The 15,048-nt window shown below is 72.1% G+C and carries 10 protein-coding genes; 2 read left to right on the forward strand and 8 right to left on the reverse strand.

Going from position 1 to position 15,048, the window contains the following annotated elements:
* Positions 1-40 precede the first annotated feature (40 nt).
* Positions 41-1,312 (reverse strand): glycosyltransferase 87 family protein, encoded by a 1,272-nt coding sequence (locus tag ACFZCP_RS25090; protein WP_391430138.1) that lies wholly within the window; start codon positions 1,310-1,312, stop codon positions 41-43.
* Between the two features lie 251 nt (positions 1,313-1,563).
* Here ACFZCP_RS25090 and ACFZCP_RS25095 point away from each other — a divergent pair, with 251 nt between their 5' ends.
* Positions 1,564-3,198 carry a glycosyltransferase family 39 protein gene (locus ACFZCP_RS25095; protein WP_391430141.1) on the forward strand — a complete coding sequence of 545 codons (1,635 nt, stop codon included), beginning with the start codon at positions 1,564-1,566 and terminating at the stop codon, positions 3,196-3,198.
* Here ACFZCP_RS25095 and ACFZCP_RS25100 read toward each other — a convergent pair.
* A complete protein-coding gene (locus ACFZCP_RS25100) occupies positions 3,146-3,643 on the reverse strand; it encodes a MarR family transcriptional regulator (RefSeq protein WP_391430143.1) in 498 nt (165 codons plus the stop codon). The two genes, ACFZCP_RS25095 and ACFZCP_RS25100, sit on opposite strands and share 53 nt — an antisense overlap.
* A 127-nt stretch (positions 3,644-3,770) precedes the next feature.
* Between ACFZCP_RS25100 and ACFZCP_RS25105 the strand changes: the two genes are divergently transcribed.
* Positions 3,771-4,184, forward strand: a complete 414-nt coding sequence (locus tag ACFZCP_RS25105; RefSeq protein ID WP_391430145.1) for an Ohr family peroxiredoxin — start codon at positions 3,771-3,773, stop codon at positions 4,182-4,184.
* A gap of 161 nt (positions 4,185-4,345) precedes the next feature.
* Here ACFZCP_RS25105 and ACFZCP_RS25110 read toward each other — a convergent pair whose 3' ends face one another.
* The 6 genes from ACFZCP_RS25110 to ACFZCP_RS25135 form a co-directional block, all read right to left on the reverse strand.
* On the reverse strand, positions 4,346-6,568 hold the full coding sequence (locus tag ACFZCP_RS25110) for a CDP-glycerol glycerophosphotransferase family protein (protein ID WP_391430147.1): 2,223 nt from the start codon (positions 6,566-6,568) through the stop codon (positions 4,346-4,348).
* A gap of 6 nt (positions 6,569-6,574) precedes the next feature.
* Positions 6,575-8,785, reverse strand: coding sequence for a CDP-glycerol glycerophosphotransferase family protein (locus ACFZCP_RS25115; RefSeq protein ID WP_391430149.1), 2,211 nt, complete (start codon positions 8,783-8,785; stop codon positions 6,575-6,577).
* A gap of 125 nt (positions 8,786-8,910) precedes the next feature.
* Complete coding sequence (locus tag ACFZCP_RS25120) at positions 8,911-11,175, reverse strand: CDP-glycerol glycerophosphotransferase family protein (protein ID WP_391430151.1); 2,265 nt, start codon at positions 11,173-11,175, stop codon at positions 8,911-8,913.
* A 154-nt stretch (positions 11,176-11,329) separates the two neighbouring features.
* The gene (locus tag ACFZCP_RS25125) at positions 11,330-12,241 is read right to left on the reverse strand and encodes an ABC transporter permease subunit (RefSeq protein WP_391430153.1); all 912 of its coding nucleotides are present in this window, start codon (positions 12,239-12,241) and stop codon (positions 11,330-11,332) included.
* Complete coding sequence (locus tag ACFZCP_RS25130; RefSeq protein WP_391430155.1) at positions 12,241-13,581, reverse strand: ABC transporter permease subunit; 1,341 nt, start codon at positions 13,579-13,581, stop codon at positions 12,241-12,243. The genes ACFZCP_RS25125 and ACFZCP_RS25130 overlap by 1 nt, the downstream gene beginning before the upstream one ends.
* A 7-nt stretch (positions 13,582-13,588) precedes the next feature.
* Positions 13,589-14,971: an extracellular solute-binding protein gene (locus ACFZCP_RS25135; protein WP_391430157.1), complete on the reverse strand. Its 1,383-nt coding sequence runs from the start codon at positions 14,969-14,971 to the stop codon at positions 13,589-13,591.
* Between the last annotated feature and the right edge of the window lie 77 nt (positions 14,972-15,048).

Below are 15,048 nucleotides of genomic sequence, written 5' to 3' on the forward strand. Positions count from 1 at the left end.
TCCACAGGTTGGGAGCGTAGAAATGTTCGGTAACAACCTGTTAAGAGACGCTTAGGGCTCGGTCCTGAAGACGGTCGGAATCCGGTCGGGGTTCCGTTTCCGGAAGGGACATTCCGGATGGCGGCCGCGCGGAGCGCCAGAGCCGGACGAAGGACAGCACCGCCGCGGCCACCAGCAGCCCGTTGCGGCCCAGCATCAGCAGGCAGCCCGTCCAGGTGCCGTCGACCACTTCGCGGTAGTACATCGGGAACGCCACGCTGCTCAGGGCACTCGCCGCGAGGACCAGCAGGGCCACCGGGCGCTGGCTGGTGCACCGCGAGGTCAGGCACACGGCGGCCAGGCCGAGCAGCCAGATCATGTACTGCGGGCTGATGACCCGGCTGGTGACGGTGAACAGCAGCACCGCACTCAGCGCCGCGTCGAACGGAGTGGCCTCGTTCCACTGCCGCGCCCGCACCCGCCACAGCAGCAGCAGCCCGAAGGCGGCCGCGGTGAGCCCCAGGGAGGCGGTGGCGACGGCGGCCACGTGCGGGCCGACCATTTCGATCGCGCCGTACCGGTAGCGGACCCGGCCGTGCCAGCCCGCGTGCCGGCCGAGATTGAGTGCCGTACCGCCGAGCGACTCGATCTGCACACCCCGGCCGCCCTGCTGCCGCAGAAAGGCGAGCGAATTGTCGAACGACGTCGCCAGGAGTGCCAGGGCCCCGGCCCCGGCGCCCAGCCCCCACACCCATGCGGTCCGGGTCGTACGCCCCCGGGGCGTCCCGAGCAGCACCAGTGCCGGCCACACCTTGACCAGGGCGCCCAGCGCCCCGTACACGCCGCCCGCGCGCGCAGAACGCCCCAGCGTCAGCAGGGAGACGACGGCGAGCGCGGTCACCTGCACGTCGTACCGGACCAGCGGCATGTGGAGCAGCAGCGGCAGACCGCCGGTCCACACGGCCGCGCCGAGCAGGCTGCGGCCCGGGCGCCGCCCCGCACGGACCAGGGCCCTGGTGACCAGCGCGTCCGCGGCCAGCGTCAGCACCACGAACGCCTGGAAGTAGGTCAGCCACGGCAGCAGGCCCGGCGCCAGCAGCACCAGGCCCGCGCCGGGCGGGTACTGCCACGTGGTGTCGTGCGCCGGGAACGCGCCGTGCGACAGCACGCCGTACCAGTGGACGTACAACCGCCACACCTCACGGGCCACCGACCCCCCGCCGAGCAGGCGTTCGCCGCCGTGGGCGAGCAGCCACAGCATCAGGGCACGGGTGGCGAGCCAGACGACGGTGAGGGCGAGGACCGGGCCGGGGGTGACACGGAGACGGTTCATCACGTGGGAGCCTAATGCTCGGGGATGGTGTATCCATGCCGATACGCCGTCAATGAGCGGAAAAGGTTGGCTAATCGCAAAAGATTCGAGCCGTGGTGAATGTCAGGCCTCTTGTGAAACCGCAGTCGCACAGGACGGCTGGAGCGGCCGTCGGCGTCCCGACGGGTGCAACGACCGAGGAGGCGCGGGGTGCGCCGAGTGCGCCCGATGCGCCGGGCCGCATCCCGTGGCGCGCCCGGCGTGCCGCCGCCGTGTCCGTGCCCGCGCTGGTGATGCTCGCCCTCGGCCTGTGGGGTCTCGACCGCGGCGGGATGTGGCGCGACGAGGCGGTCACCTTCCAGGTCTCGCGCCGTACGGTGCCGCAGATCTGGCGGCTGCTGCACGGGGTGGACGCGGTGCACGGCCTCTACTACCTGCTCATGCACGCCGTCCTCGCCGTCCGCCCCGACGAGGTCGCCCTCAGGCTGCCGTCCGTGTGCGCGGCGGCGGTCACCGCGGGTCTGGTGGCCGCGCTCGGCGCCCGGCTGGTCCGGGCGCGTGTGGGGCTGTGGGCCGGGCTCTTCTACGCGATCACGCCGATGGCCGGCCACTACGCGCAGGAGGGCCGCTCCTACGCGCTGGTCGCGGCCGGAGCCACGGGGGCGACGCTCCAGTTCGTCCGGGCCGTGCAGGGGGGTTCCTGGTGGGCCTACGGTGTCGTGCTCGGCCTCACCTGCTGGCTGCACGAGTTCGCGGTCCTGCTGCTGCTCGCCCACGCGGTGACGCTGGCGCTGGCCCGGGCACGGGCGCGGGTGTGGCGGGCCTGGGGGTGCGCGGCGGGCGCGGTGGGCCTCGCGCTGCTGCCGATGGCCCTGGTCTCGAACGCGCAGTCGGCGCAGGTGGCGTGGTTGCGGCAGCCGACCATGGAGACGGCGCAAGGGCTGCTGCGGACGTTCCTCGGGCCCACGGACGGGGTGTACTGGGCGTGCCTCGGGCTGGCCGTACTGGGGCTGGCGGGACTGCTGGGGCGGCGCGGGGAGGTGACCTGCGCGGGGGTCTGTCTGCCGCTGGCCGTGGTGCCGCCGGTGGTGCTGATGCTGGTGTCGCAGCTCTCGCCGCTCTACGTCGACCGGTACGTGCTCTACGCCCTGTCGGGGGCGCCGGTGCTGGTGGCGGCGGGAGCCGAGCGGGTGGCGGCCGGAGCGGGGCGGGTGGCCGGGGCGGTCGGAGCCGGGCGGGTGGTCCGGGCGGTCGGATGGGGATGGGTGGTCCGGGCGGCCGGATGGGGATGGGTGGTCCGGGCGGTCGGAGCGGGGCGGGTGGCCGGGGCGGTCGGCAGGCTGTGGGGAAAAGGGCGCCCGGTGGCGCCCTCCCCGCTCCTCACCCTGACCGGTCTTGTCGCCCTCGGGCTCGTCCTCGCCCAGCAGCTTCCCCTGCTGCGCGGTGACCGCAGCCCGGCGCACCGGCCCGACGACCTCGCCGCCGTCTCCCGGGCCGCCGGGCGGCAACTGCGGGCCGGGGACCGTGTGCTCTTTCTTCCGGTGCAGACGCGGAACGTGGCTCTCGCCTATCCGGGGGCGTTCCGGGGGGCCCGGGACGTGGCGCTGGCACGGACCGGCGCCGACTCCGGAACGCTGTACGGGCGGGAGGTCTCCCCGGACACCCTGCGCCGCCGGATGGCCGGGCTGAAGAGGGTGTGGGTCGTCGCCGACCGGGATCTGCTCGGCGGGCGCTGGAGGCCGGCCAGCCCCACCGAGCGGGCCAAACTCGCCGTCCTCGCGCGGGAGTTCGTCCCCGGCGGGGAGTGGGTGCAGGACGATGTGACCGTCCGGCTCTACGTCCGGCCGGTCCGGGTCAGTGGTGCTCCGGAGCCTCTTCCAGGGCCGCCGCGTCCAGTGCGGTCGTGAGCCGGTCCAGCCGTGCGCGCAGGTCGCCGATCTCCGCCGGCTCGAAGCCCGTCGCCGCCAGGATGCGGCGCGGCACCTCCAGGGCCCGCTCGCGCAGCGCCGAGCCCTCCTCGGTCAGCTGCACCTGGACCGACCGCTCGTCGTGCGTGCTGCGCTCGCGCCGCACGAGACCGGCCCCCTCCAGCCGCTTGACCAGCGGTGACAGCGTGCCGGAGTCCAGGCGCAGATGCTCGCCGAGCCTCTTGACGGGCAGGTCGCCCTGCTCCCACAGGACCAGCATCACCAGGTACTGCGGGTAGGTGAGCCCGAGGTCCTTGAGGAGCACGCGGTAGACGCCGTTGAAGGCGCGGGACGCGGCATGCAGGGAGAAGCAGATCTGGCTGTCCAGGCGGAGCCAGTCCGCTTCGGGCGCGGTGGTGGTCCGGGGGGTCGGCGAGGCGGTCATGCCCCCAGGATAGCTCCGGCAAGTCATTAAGTTGTGTACAACTGAGTTGTGTGCTCTACTTGAGGTCGTGAAGGCGGCCGGACAGGAGCCGCCGGACCGCAGATGACTCCGAGAGGGATGGTCTTCCATGGACGCGCTCTACACCGCTGTCGCCACCGCCACCCACGGCCGCGACGGCCGCGCCGTCTCCTCCGACGGCAAGGTCGACCTCAAGCTGGCCCCGCCGGTGGAGCTGGGCGGCAACGGCGAGGGCACCAACCCCGAGCAGCTCTTCGCCGCCGGTTACGCCGCCTGCTTCGGCAGCGCCCTCGGCCTCGTCGGCCGCCAGGCGAAGGTGGACGTCAGCGACGCCGCCGTGACCGCCGAGGTCGGCATCGGCAAGCAGGGCGAGGGCTTCGGCCTGAAGGTGACGCTGCGCATCGAGCTGCCCGAGAGCGTGGACCAGGAGACCGGCCGCAAGCTGGTCGAGACCGCTCACCAGGTCTGCCCCTACTCCAACGCCACCCGCGGCAACATCGAGGTCGACCTCGTCATCGAGTAGGACCGCCAGGCCCCGCAGGAGGCCGGCCCCCGGTCCCACCGGCGGGCCGGACCCGGCGTCACCCGGGGCCGGTCCCGGTCTCGCCCGGGGGCCGGACCCCGCCTCAGCGGTGATCGCGGGTCTCACCCGCGCTCGCACGTTCTACCGGTGGTCCGCCGGCCTCATGTCGAGGCCAGCAGATCACCGGTGACGGTCTGCCCGGGGATCCGCGCGGCACCCGGATCGTCGGCGGGCATCGACTCGCCGAGCAGCAGCGTGCGCACGACCCGCTCGGCAGCCAGCCCGTCGTCGTACTCGCAGAACCGTGCCCGGAAGTCCGCCCGCAGCCGCGTGGACTCCTCGTCCCGCCACGAGCCGGACGCGAAGAGCCACGCCAGCTCCCGGTAGGACCGCGAGACATGGCCCGGAGCCTCCGCCGTGATGTCCAGGTAGGCGCCCCGGCTCGCGGTGTACGCGGCCCAGTCGTCGGCGTGCACCACGATCGGCCGGTCCAGGTTGGCGTAGTCGAACATCAGCGCCGAGTAGTCGGTGACCAGCACGTCGGAGGCGAGCATCACCTCCTCGACGTGCGGCTCGTCCGTCGCGTCGACCACGGTCCCGCGCCGGGCCAGCTCGGCCAGGCCCATGCCGCGCGCGGGACCGGCCGCCAGCGTCGGGTGCAGCCGGACCACCAGGGTGTGGCCCTCCCCCAGGTCGGCCGCGAACCGGGCCAGGTCGATCCGGTCCACGAGCCCGCCCCGGCGGTAGTCCCGGCGGGTCGGCGCGTACAGCACCACCCGGTGGTCCTCGGGGATGCCGTGCCGCACCCGGAAGGCCGAGCCGGCCCCCTCGGCGGCGCCGACCAGCACGTCGTTGCGCGGGCTGCCGGTGCGCACCGACGTGAAGTGGCAGGGGTAGGCCCGCTCCCAGACCAGCTCGGAGTGGCGGTTGGCGACCAGGCTGTAGTCCCAGCGGTCGGCCCGGCGCAGCATCTGCGGCACGTCGAAGCCGAGCCGCGCGCCGGGCTTGTCCAGCAGATCGGCGCCCATGTACTTCAGCGGGGTGCCCCGGTGGGTGTGGATGTGCACACTGCCGGGCCGCTTGGCCAGCGAGCCGGGCCAGTTGACGTCGTTGACGAAGAATCCCGCCCGCGCGGTGACCTCCAGATAGCGCCGGGAGCCCACGACCACGTGCTCGACGTCCGGCGGCAGCTGCGCCGCGGTCTCCTCGTCCCGGACCACCCACACGCCGCGCAGCTGCGGCGCGATCTCGGCCGCCTTGCGGTGGACGGCGGCCGGATCGCCCAGCACGCCCTGGTGCGAGGACGCCGAGTACACCACCAGGTGCGGGTCCAGCGGCAGCCGCGTGTGCAGCCCGGCCCAGCCGCGCCGGGCCCGTGCGGCGGCCGTCCGGTGTGTCTGCACCGCCCGCCGACCGGCCTCCCGACCGGCCAGCACGGCCCTGCGCCGCAGCCGGTAGGCGGCGTAACCGCCCTCCAGCAGGGCGATCTCACCGTCCACGAGGGCGCCCTCGGGCCGGTGCCTGCGGAACATCTGAGCCGTACGCCGGAAGAACTCCGCCTTGTCCGCGGGCGGCAGCCGGTCCGGCTTGGCGAGGATGTCCAGACAGTGCTCGCCCATCTTGCGGTGCAGATACGGCCGCCAGTGCCACAGCTCCTCGCGCTGCTCCACGAAGGCGAAGACCCGCTCGTACTGGTCGTGGATGTCGAAGTGCTTGCGGCTGGTGGTGGACAGGATGTTGCCCTGCCGGCGCTGCCGGTAGTTCAGGCAGACCCGGTCCAGGGCGGCGATCCGGCGGGCGCTGAGCAGGACCGGGAACGTCCAGGGGGTGTCCTCGTAGTACCCGGGCGGGAACGTGAAGCCGTGCTCCTCGACGAAGTCGCGCCGGTGGACCTTGTTCCACACCACCATCAGCAGGTCCAGGATCTGCGGCCGGTCGGCGACCGTGAAGGTGTCCGCGCCGGCGTCGGCGAGCACCTGCGCGAGCACGTTGCGCCGGGTGCCGCCCCACCAGTAGGTGCGCGCGTAGTCGAAGACCAGGACGTCCGGGTCGCCGGTCTCCGCCAGCCGGTCGGCCATGGCGCGCAGCGCTCCCGGGGTGAGGGTGTCGTCGCTGTCCAGGAAGAACAGGTAGTCACCGGTGGCGTGCGGCAGGCCGGCGTTGCGGGCCCGGCCGAGGCCGACGTTCTCCGGCAGGTGCAGCACCTTCACCCGGGGGTCGCGCTCGGCGTACTCGTCCAGGATCGCGCCGCAGCCGTCGGGCGAGCAGTCGTCCACGGCGATCAGTTCGAGGTCGCCGAAGGACTGCAGCAGCACCGAGTCCAGGCACTCGCGCAGAAAGCCCTGCACCTTGAAACAGGGGACGATGACACTGAAGCGGGGCACGGCGGGTCAGCTCCTGACGAGGGTCGCGGCGGCGGGGGCGGGGATGCGCTCGGCGAGCGGGATCACCGGCGCGATCGCCTCCGGCGGCTCGCCGAGCAGCACTCGCCGTACGACGCGTTCGGCGGCGTGTCCGTCGTCGAACTGGCAGAACCGCTCGCGGAACGCGGCCCGCAGGGCCCCGGCCTCCGGTCCCGCGTAGGAGCCGTCGCAAAAGACGCGGGCCAGTTCCTCGGGGGTGCGCACGACCGGACCCGGCGGCTCGGTCGTCAGATCGAAGTAGACGCCCCGCGTCTCCTGGTAGACCTCCCAGTCGTCGGCGTAGACGACGATCGGCCGGTCCAGGTTCGCGTAGTCGAACATGATGGAGGAGTAGTCGGTGACCAGCGCGTCCGCGGCCAGGCACACGTCCTCGGCGCAGCGGTGCCCGGTGACGTCGATGATCCGGGCGGCCGGGCCCGCGGCCCCGGCGCGCCCCCGGTCGTAGAAGTAGTGGGCGCGCAGGAGCACGACCACGTCCTCGCCGGCCGCCGCGCAGAACGCCTCCAGGTCCAGCCCGGCCTCGAAGCCCGTGTGGTGGTCGCGGTGGGTCGGCGCGTACAGCACGGCCGTCGCGCCGTCGGGCACGCCCAGCTCGCGCCGGATGCGGGCGACGTCCTCGGCGGTCGCCGTGTAGTAGACGTCGTTGCGCGGATAGCCGTACTCCAGATGCTCGTAGGAGCCGGGGAAGGCGCGCTCCCACATCTGGGTGGAGTAGCGGTTGGAGGAGAGGTTGAAGTCCCAGCGGTCCACCCGGCTCAGCAGCTTGGTGTAGCTGCCGGACTGCGCGGCCACCACCGGGTACGTCGACTGGTCCACGCCCATCGTCTTCAGCGGGGTGCCGTGCTGGGTCTGCAGATGCACACTGCCCCGGCGCTTGACGACGCCCTCGGCGAAGTTGGCGTTGTTGACCAGGTACGTGGCGCGGGCCAGCACTTCCCAGGAGCGGTGCGAGCCGATCACCGCGAAGTCGACGTCCTTCGGCATCGCCGCGGCCTGGTCGGCCTCGACCAGGAACACCGCGCGGATGTGCGGGGCGAGTTCGCGGGCCTTGGCGTGGATGGCGGCCGGGTTGCAGGCGTAGCCGCGGCCCCAGTAGGCGCAGAACACGGCCAGGCCGGGATCGAGGGGACGGCGCAGATCGCGGGCGTAGCGCAGCCGCGTGCGCAGCGTGTGCGGCCGGGGGAGGCCCTCGGCGGCTCTCGCCGCGGCCTGGTTGGCGCCGCGCAGCGCACGGAACGCGGTGTAGGCGCCGGCCGCCAGCAGCCGGTGCTGCACGCCCAGGCTGCCGCCCGGCGCGCGGTACCCCGCGGGCCGGTGCGCCCGGTACAGGCGGCCGGCCCGGCGGAAGAACGCCCGGTGCCCCGAGGGCAGTCGCTCCGGCCGGGACGCCGTCCTGAGCACCTGCGTGAACAGCTGCCCGAACAGTGCCCGGATCCGCTCGGCGGACAGCCCCGCCCCGGCCGCCCGGGTCAGCACCAGCTCCACCTGGTCCAGCAGGGCGTGCTGGTGCGCTCCGGGCAGATTGAGCCGGCTGCCCTGCCGGCGCAGCCGGTGCCGTACGACGACTCGGCGCAGCGTCGCGATCCGCCGGGCGGCGATCGTGGTCAGCCCGCCCCAGCCGAGGTCCGTGAAGTGGCTGTCCGGGAAGACGAGTTCGTGCTCGGCGAGGAAGGCGCGCCGGTAGGCGGCGCCCCACGCCGGGAGCTGCACGCCGGTCAGCTCGGGGAACCGCTCCGGCGCGAAGGCGTCCTGCGGTGCCTTCGCCAGCAGAGCGGCGGCCGGGTTCGTCGGCTCGCCCTCCCACCAGGGCGCCCGTTCGTGCTCGGCGTAGAGCACGTCGACCCCTGCGGTCTCCCTCAGGCGCGCGTCCAGCGCCGCCAGCGCGCCCGGCAGGAGCAGGTCGTCGCCGTCGAGGAACAGCACGTACGCGCCGGTCGCCACCCGCAGCCCGGCGTTGCGCGCTCCGCTCAGCCCGGCGGACGGTGGTGACACGGCCGGTGTCACCCGGGAGTCCCGCTCCGCGTGGGCGGCGGCCACCGCGGCGGCCGGGGCGTCGGGTGCGTCGTGGACCGGGATCAGCTCCAGGTCGCCGAAGGACTGGCCGAGGACCGAGTCCAGCGCCTGGGACAGCCGACCAGCGACCCCGTGGGACGGGACGATGATGCTGAAGCGGGGCATTCTGCTCTTTCTGTTGTCTTGCGGACGCGAGTGGGCCGTCCGGCGGGACGCCAGGTGGACGGCCGGACCGGAGTGGGCCGCGTCGTACTGAGGGGCATGGGAACTCCCGTGGGGACCAACGCTGTTCAGCGGCTCTCGGTGACGGGGAGGGAACCGGAAGGTTGCGGCACGGTGGCGAGCGGGGAGCGCGCGAGCCCGGAGGCGGCCGAGGGCACCGGCCGCCGCTCGGCGAGCGGAACGAACCCCGGCCGCGCCTGCGTCTCGCCCAGCACGACATGCCGTACGACGCGCTCGGCGGCGTGTCCGTCGTCGTACGGGCAGAACCGCTCCCGGAAGGCCGCGCGCAGCTGGGCGGAGCGCGAGCCGCGCCAGTGGCCGGTGGCGAAGATGTCGATCAGCTCGTCCTCGCTGCGGGCGAGAGCCCCCGGCGGGAAGGCGCGCACGTCGAAGTAGGTGCCCCGGGCGGCCTCGTAGGCGTCCCAGTCCGCGGTGTGCACGACGATCGGCCGGTCCAGGTTGGCGTAGTCGAACATCAGCGACGAGTAGTCGGTGACCAGCGCGTCCGAGGCGAGGCAGAGGGTCTCGACGCTCGGGTGGCCGCTGACGTCGATGATCCGCTCGGCGCTGGAGCGGGCGAGCGGACCGCCGTGCCAGTAGTGGGCGCGGGCCAGGACGACGAAGCGGGGGCCGAGACGGCGCAGCATGCGCTCCAGGTCCAGGGAGGGCTGCTGGGTGCGGCGGTAGTCGCGGTGGGTCGGGGCGTACAGGATCGCGACCGCGCCCTCCGGGATGCCGAGCAGCGAGCGCATCCGGGCCACGTCGTCCGACGTGGCCGTCTGGAAGACGTCGTTGCGCGGGTAGCCGTACTCCAGCGTGGTGTAGCCGCCCGGATAGACACGCTCCCAGGTCAGCGTGGTGTGGCGGTTGGCGGACAGGACGTAGTCCCACTTGTCGACGCCCTTGAGCAGCTCCTCGAAGTCCATGTCCGCGGCGGCCGCCGGGTGTTCCTGCAGATCGAGGCCCATGTGCTTGAGCGGGGTGCCGTGCTGGGTCTGGACGAAGACCTGGCCGGGGCGCTTCTTCAGCCGGCGGTCGAAGTTGACGTTGTTGACGAGGTACTTGGAGCGCGCCAGCGCCGTCCAGTAGGCGGCCGTGCCCGGGCGCAGCCGGCGCGGGCCCGGCGGGAGGGTCTGCTGGTGCTCGGGGCGGGCGATCCACGCCGTGCGCACCTGCGGGGCGAACTGGCGGAACGCGGCCTCCAGCGCACCCGGGTTGCAGCTGTGGCCGCGGCCCCAGTAGGCGCCGAAGACGGCACGGTCGGCGCGCAGCGGGAGGCGCAGCTGGATGCGGTAGTGCAGCTGGAGCGCCGCCGCCTTCAGGGCCCGGGCGAGTTTGACGGCGAGCTTGAGCGTGCGCCGGCGCAGGGCCATGGCCAGCTGAAGGGCCCGGTAGCTGCGGTGCAGCCCCAGGCGGACCAGGGTGTGCCGGAGCCGGGTGCGCAGCGGCACCGCGGCCCCCTCGGTGTGGTAACGACGGTAGTGGAACCGGGCCATGCGCAGGAACTCGGCACGGGCGCCGCGGGGCAGGCGGTTCTTCCTCGTGAAGATCGTCGTGAAGTGGTCGACCATGCGGCGGAACAGCACCGGGCGCCAGCGGGCCAGTTCGGGACGCCGGTCGACGAACGCGAAGACGCGGTCGTACTGCTCGAACACGTCGAAGTGCTTGCGGCTGGTGGTGGAAAGGATGCTGCCCCGGCGCTGCCGGTAGTGCACGCACACCCGGTCGAGGGTGGCGATCGACTCCGCGGCCATCAGTACCGGGTACGTCCAGGGCGTGTCCTCGTAGTAGCCGGCCGGGAACTCGAAGCCCTGCTGCTCGACGAACTCGCGCCGGCAGACCTTGTTCCAGGCGACCATCAGCACCCGCAGCAGCCCCGGGCGGTCCTCCAGCCGGAACGGCGCGGGACCCTGCTGGCTCAGTTGGGCGGCGAACTGGTTGCGGGCCGTCTCGCCGTTCCAGTACGTGCGCGCGTAGTCGAAGACCAGGACGTCCGGCTCGCCGGTCTCCTTGATCCGGTCGGCGATCGCGCGCAGCGCGTCCGGGGTGAGCGTGTCGTCGCTGTCCAGGAAGAGCAAGTAGTCGCCCGTCGCCTCGGCCGTCCCCGCGTTGCGGGCGCGGCCCAGCCCTCTGTTCTCGGGCAGGTGCACCGCCTTGACCCGCGCGTCGCGGGCGGCGTACTCGTCGATGATCGCGCCGCAGGCGTCCGGCGAGCAGTCGTCCACGGCGATCAGTTCGAGATCGGGGTACGACTGCGAGAGCACCGAATCCAGGCACTCGGACAGGTACGCCTGGACCATGTACGCGGGGACAATGACACTGAACCTGGGCAAGGGACATCCATGGGTCGGTCGGCGCGGGCGTTCTGCCCGGCAACGGCCGATGGAGTGACTTGGTTACGGTTCGTACGGCATGTGGGGGATGCCCGGCGAACGCCGGGGGACGGGCCGGTGAAGACCCGCCCCCCGAAAGATGCCCTTTTTGCGACTACTTGACCGCGCCCGCCATCACCCCGGACACGAACTGCCGCTGGAACGCGAAGAACACGGCCAGCGGGATCACCATCGAGATGAACGCGCCGGGTGCCAGCACGTCGATGTTGTTCCCGAACTGCCGTACCTGGGTCTGCAGGGCGACCGTGATCGGCTGGGAGCCGGACTTGGTGAACACCAGCGCGACCAGCATGTCGTTCCACACCCACAGGAACTGGAAGATGCCGAGGCTCGCGATCGCGGGTCCGCCGAGCGGCATCACCACCCGGGCGAACAGGCGCAGTTCGCCGGCACCGTCGAGGCGGGCCGCCTCCAGCAGCTCCCGTGGGATCTCCGCGAAGAAGTTCCGCAACAGGAACACCGCGAACGGCAGGCCGAAGCCGACGTGGAAGAGGACCACCCCGAGGATCGTCCCGAACAGGCCGATCTTCCCGAACAGTTCGGCGATCGGGATCAGCGCCACCTGCACGGGCACCACCAGCAGGCTGACCACGCCCAGGAACCACCAGTCCCGGCCCGGGAACTCCATCCACGCGAACGCGTAGCCCGCCAACGAGCCGATCACCACGACCAGGACCGTCGCCGGGACCGTGATCAGCACGGTGTTGACCAGGGAGTTGGTGATGTCGCTGTTCTCCAGCAGCTTCTGGTAGCTCTCGAAGGTCAGCTGGGACGGCTGGGAGAACACCTTCCACCAGCCGCTCGCGCTCATGTCCCCCGGCGCGCGCAGCGAGGAGATGAGCAGGCCGATGGTGGGGACCAGCCAGAACAGGCCGACGAGAACGAGGAAGACACGGACCAGCCCGCCGTTCAGCCGCTCGGTGATCCTCGATCCGAGGGACTGCCGGGCCTTCGGCGTCGTACCGGCCGGGGCCGCCTTGCCGGTGCTTTCCGCCGTGGTCGTCATCACCGCACCTCCCGCCTCAGCCTGCGGATGTTGAACCACATCACCGGGATCACGAGCAGCAGCAGGAACACCGCGATGGCACTCGCGATGCCCGGCCGGCCCTCCGAGAAGCCCTTCCGGTACAGCTCCAGGGCCAGCACGTTCGCGTCGTCCTGGGAGGAGCCCGGCGCGATGATGTAGACGAGGTCGAACACCTTCAGGACGTTGATCATCAGCGTGACGGTGACGACCGCGAGAACCGGTGCCAGCAGCGGCACGGTGATCCGGCGGAACACCTGCCACTCGGTGGCACCGTCGACCCGCGCCGCCTCCAGCAGCTCCCGGGGCACGCCCGCGAGCCCGGCCGCGATCAGCACCATCGCGAAGCCCGCCCACATCCATACGTACGACCCGATGATGGCCGGGGTGACCAGCGACGGGCCGAGCCAGTCGACGCCGTTGTAGGGCTCCTTGAAGTTGCCCGCGGGAAGCCTCAGCAGCGCCCCGTCGGCCTGCGCGGGCAACGTGAAGGTGCCGTCCCCGGCCGCCTTGGCGGTGGCGACCACCTGGCCGTCCCTGACCGCCTCGATCCGCATCCCGGCGTAGCCCAGCTCGGACGGGTCGGGCGCGCCGAGCCTGCCGACGCCCTTGCCGCGGGTGAAGTCCTGCCAGGTGGTGCCGGTGATCTTCCCCGGCTCCGGCCGGGCGGCCACGGCCTTCTTCGCGCCGTCGGGCATCTGGTCGGGGGCGACGCCCACCAGCGGGAGCGTGACGGCCCGGCCGGTGTGCACCGGGGCCGTGGTGATGAAGCCGCCCCCGTCGGGCTTCAGGGGCGACTCGCGGCCCGGGTGTGCCTTCGGGAACGCCGACGCCTGCGCGAAGGTGTCGTGGACGCCCACCCACACCGCGTTGGCCACGCCCTTGTCCGGGTCCTGGTCGTACACCAGCCGGAAGATGATCCCGGCGGCCAGCATGGAGATCGCCATCGGCATGAAGACGACCAGCTTGAACGCCGTGCCCCAGCGCACCCGTTCGGTCAGCACCGCGAAGACCAGGCCGAGCGCGGTGGAGACCGTGGGCGCGAACACCACCCAGATGATGTTGTTCTTCAGCGCCGTCCGGATGCCGTCGTCGGTGAACAACGCCTTGTAGTTGTCGAAGCCGGCGAAGCCGTCGCCGGAGTCGCTGGAGAAGCTGCGGACGACCGAGTACCCGATCGGGTAGACCACGAGCGCGCCGAGCAGCACCAGGGCCGGCAGCAGGAAGAAGGCTGCCACGGCCTTGCGGGTGCCGGTCACGCTCTTGCGGCTCTTCGGCGCGGCGGGGCCCGGTGCGGCCCCGGCCGCCGCTGCCGGCGCCATCGCCGGCTCAGCTCCCGTTCCCGTAGGCCGCCGCCGCGTCCTTCTCCAGCTTCGCCTGGGCGCCCGCCACGTCCTTCGGGTTCTTCAGGAAGTCCTGCAGGTCCTTCCACTCGCCCTTGCCGGGGGTGCCGCCGAAGGCCTGCGGGGCCTGATCGGACATGTCGAAGCGGAAGTCGTCGCCGGACGCGACCAGCGACTTGGCGATCTTCTGCTGCACGGCGTTGGGGTACGCCGAGTCCGGCACGTTCTTGTTCGGCGAGAGGTAGCCGCCCAGCCTGGCCTGGACGATCGCGGCGTCCGGGGAGGCCAGGAAGGTGGCCAGCGCCTGCGCCGCCTTGGAGTCCTTGAGGATCACCGCCGCGTCACCGCCGGAGACCACCGGTGCGGACGAACCCACCGCCGGGAACGGGAACACCTTCGCGTCCGTGCCCACCTTCGCCTTGGTGTCACCGATGTTGACCTGCGCGAAGTCGCCCTCGTAGACCATGGCCGCCTTCGGCTGGTCGCCGCCGGTGAAGGTCTGGGTCACGGAGGCCGGGAACTCGGTCTGCAGGGCGCCGTCCGCGCCGCCCGCCACGTAGTCCTTCCTGCCCCAGATCTGGGCCAGCGTGGTCAGGGCCTGCTTCACCGACGGATCGGTCCACTTGATCCTGTGCTGGGCGAGCTGGTCGTACTTCTCGGGGCCCGCCTGGGACAGATAGACGTTCTCGAACCAGTCCGTCAGCGTCCAGCCGTCGGCGCCGCCGACCGAGAACGGGGTGACACCCGAGTCGTACACCGCCTGCGCCGCCGTCAGCAGCTCCTGCCAGGTCTTCGGTTCCTTGGCGCCCGCGTTCTCGAAGGCCTTGGCGTTGTACCAGATCAGCGACTTGTTGGCCGCCTTGTAGTAGACGCCGTACTGCTTGCCGCCGACCTTGCCGATGTCCTGCCAGCCCTGCGAGTAGTTCTTCTGCAGTTCCTTGAGCGCGTCCGGGCCGAGCGGCTTGGCCCACTTCTTGTCCACGGCCTGCTTGATCGCCCCGGGCTGCGGCAGCAGCGCGACGTCCGGCGGCTGACCGCCCGCGATCTTCGAGCCGAGGAAGTTGATGATCGGGTCCTGGGCGGGCACGAACGTCACCTTCGCGCCGGTGCGCTTCTCGAACTCCGACAGGACCTTCTTGAAGTTCGTCTGCTCGGTGCCGGTCCAGACGGCGGCGACCTCCAGGCTCGCGCCGTTCAGCTTCGGCAGGGTGAGCGTGGAGCCGGGGGCAGTGGCCCCGCCGCTCCTGCCGCCGCTGTCCTTCTTGTGGTCGCTGCTGGAGCAGGCGGTGAGCGCGAGGGCTCCCGCGAGCAGCGCGGCGAGTGTGGAGACGGCCCTGTTTGTCCGGATCGTGCTGCTGTTGCTCTGCATCACTTCCCCGTTCGTCGTTCTCCGTCGAACTCGGAACACTGTCCGTGCGGTCCGGTGTACGCCGGGCCCCACAAGGG

This window comes from Streptomyces sp. NPDC007971, from assembly GCF_042958635.1.
In the GTDB taxonomy this organism is placed as follows: domain Bacteria; phylum Actinomycetota; class Actinomycetes; order Streptomycetales; family Streptomycetaceae; genus Streptomyces.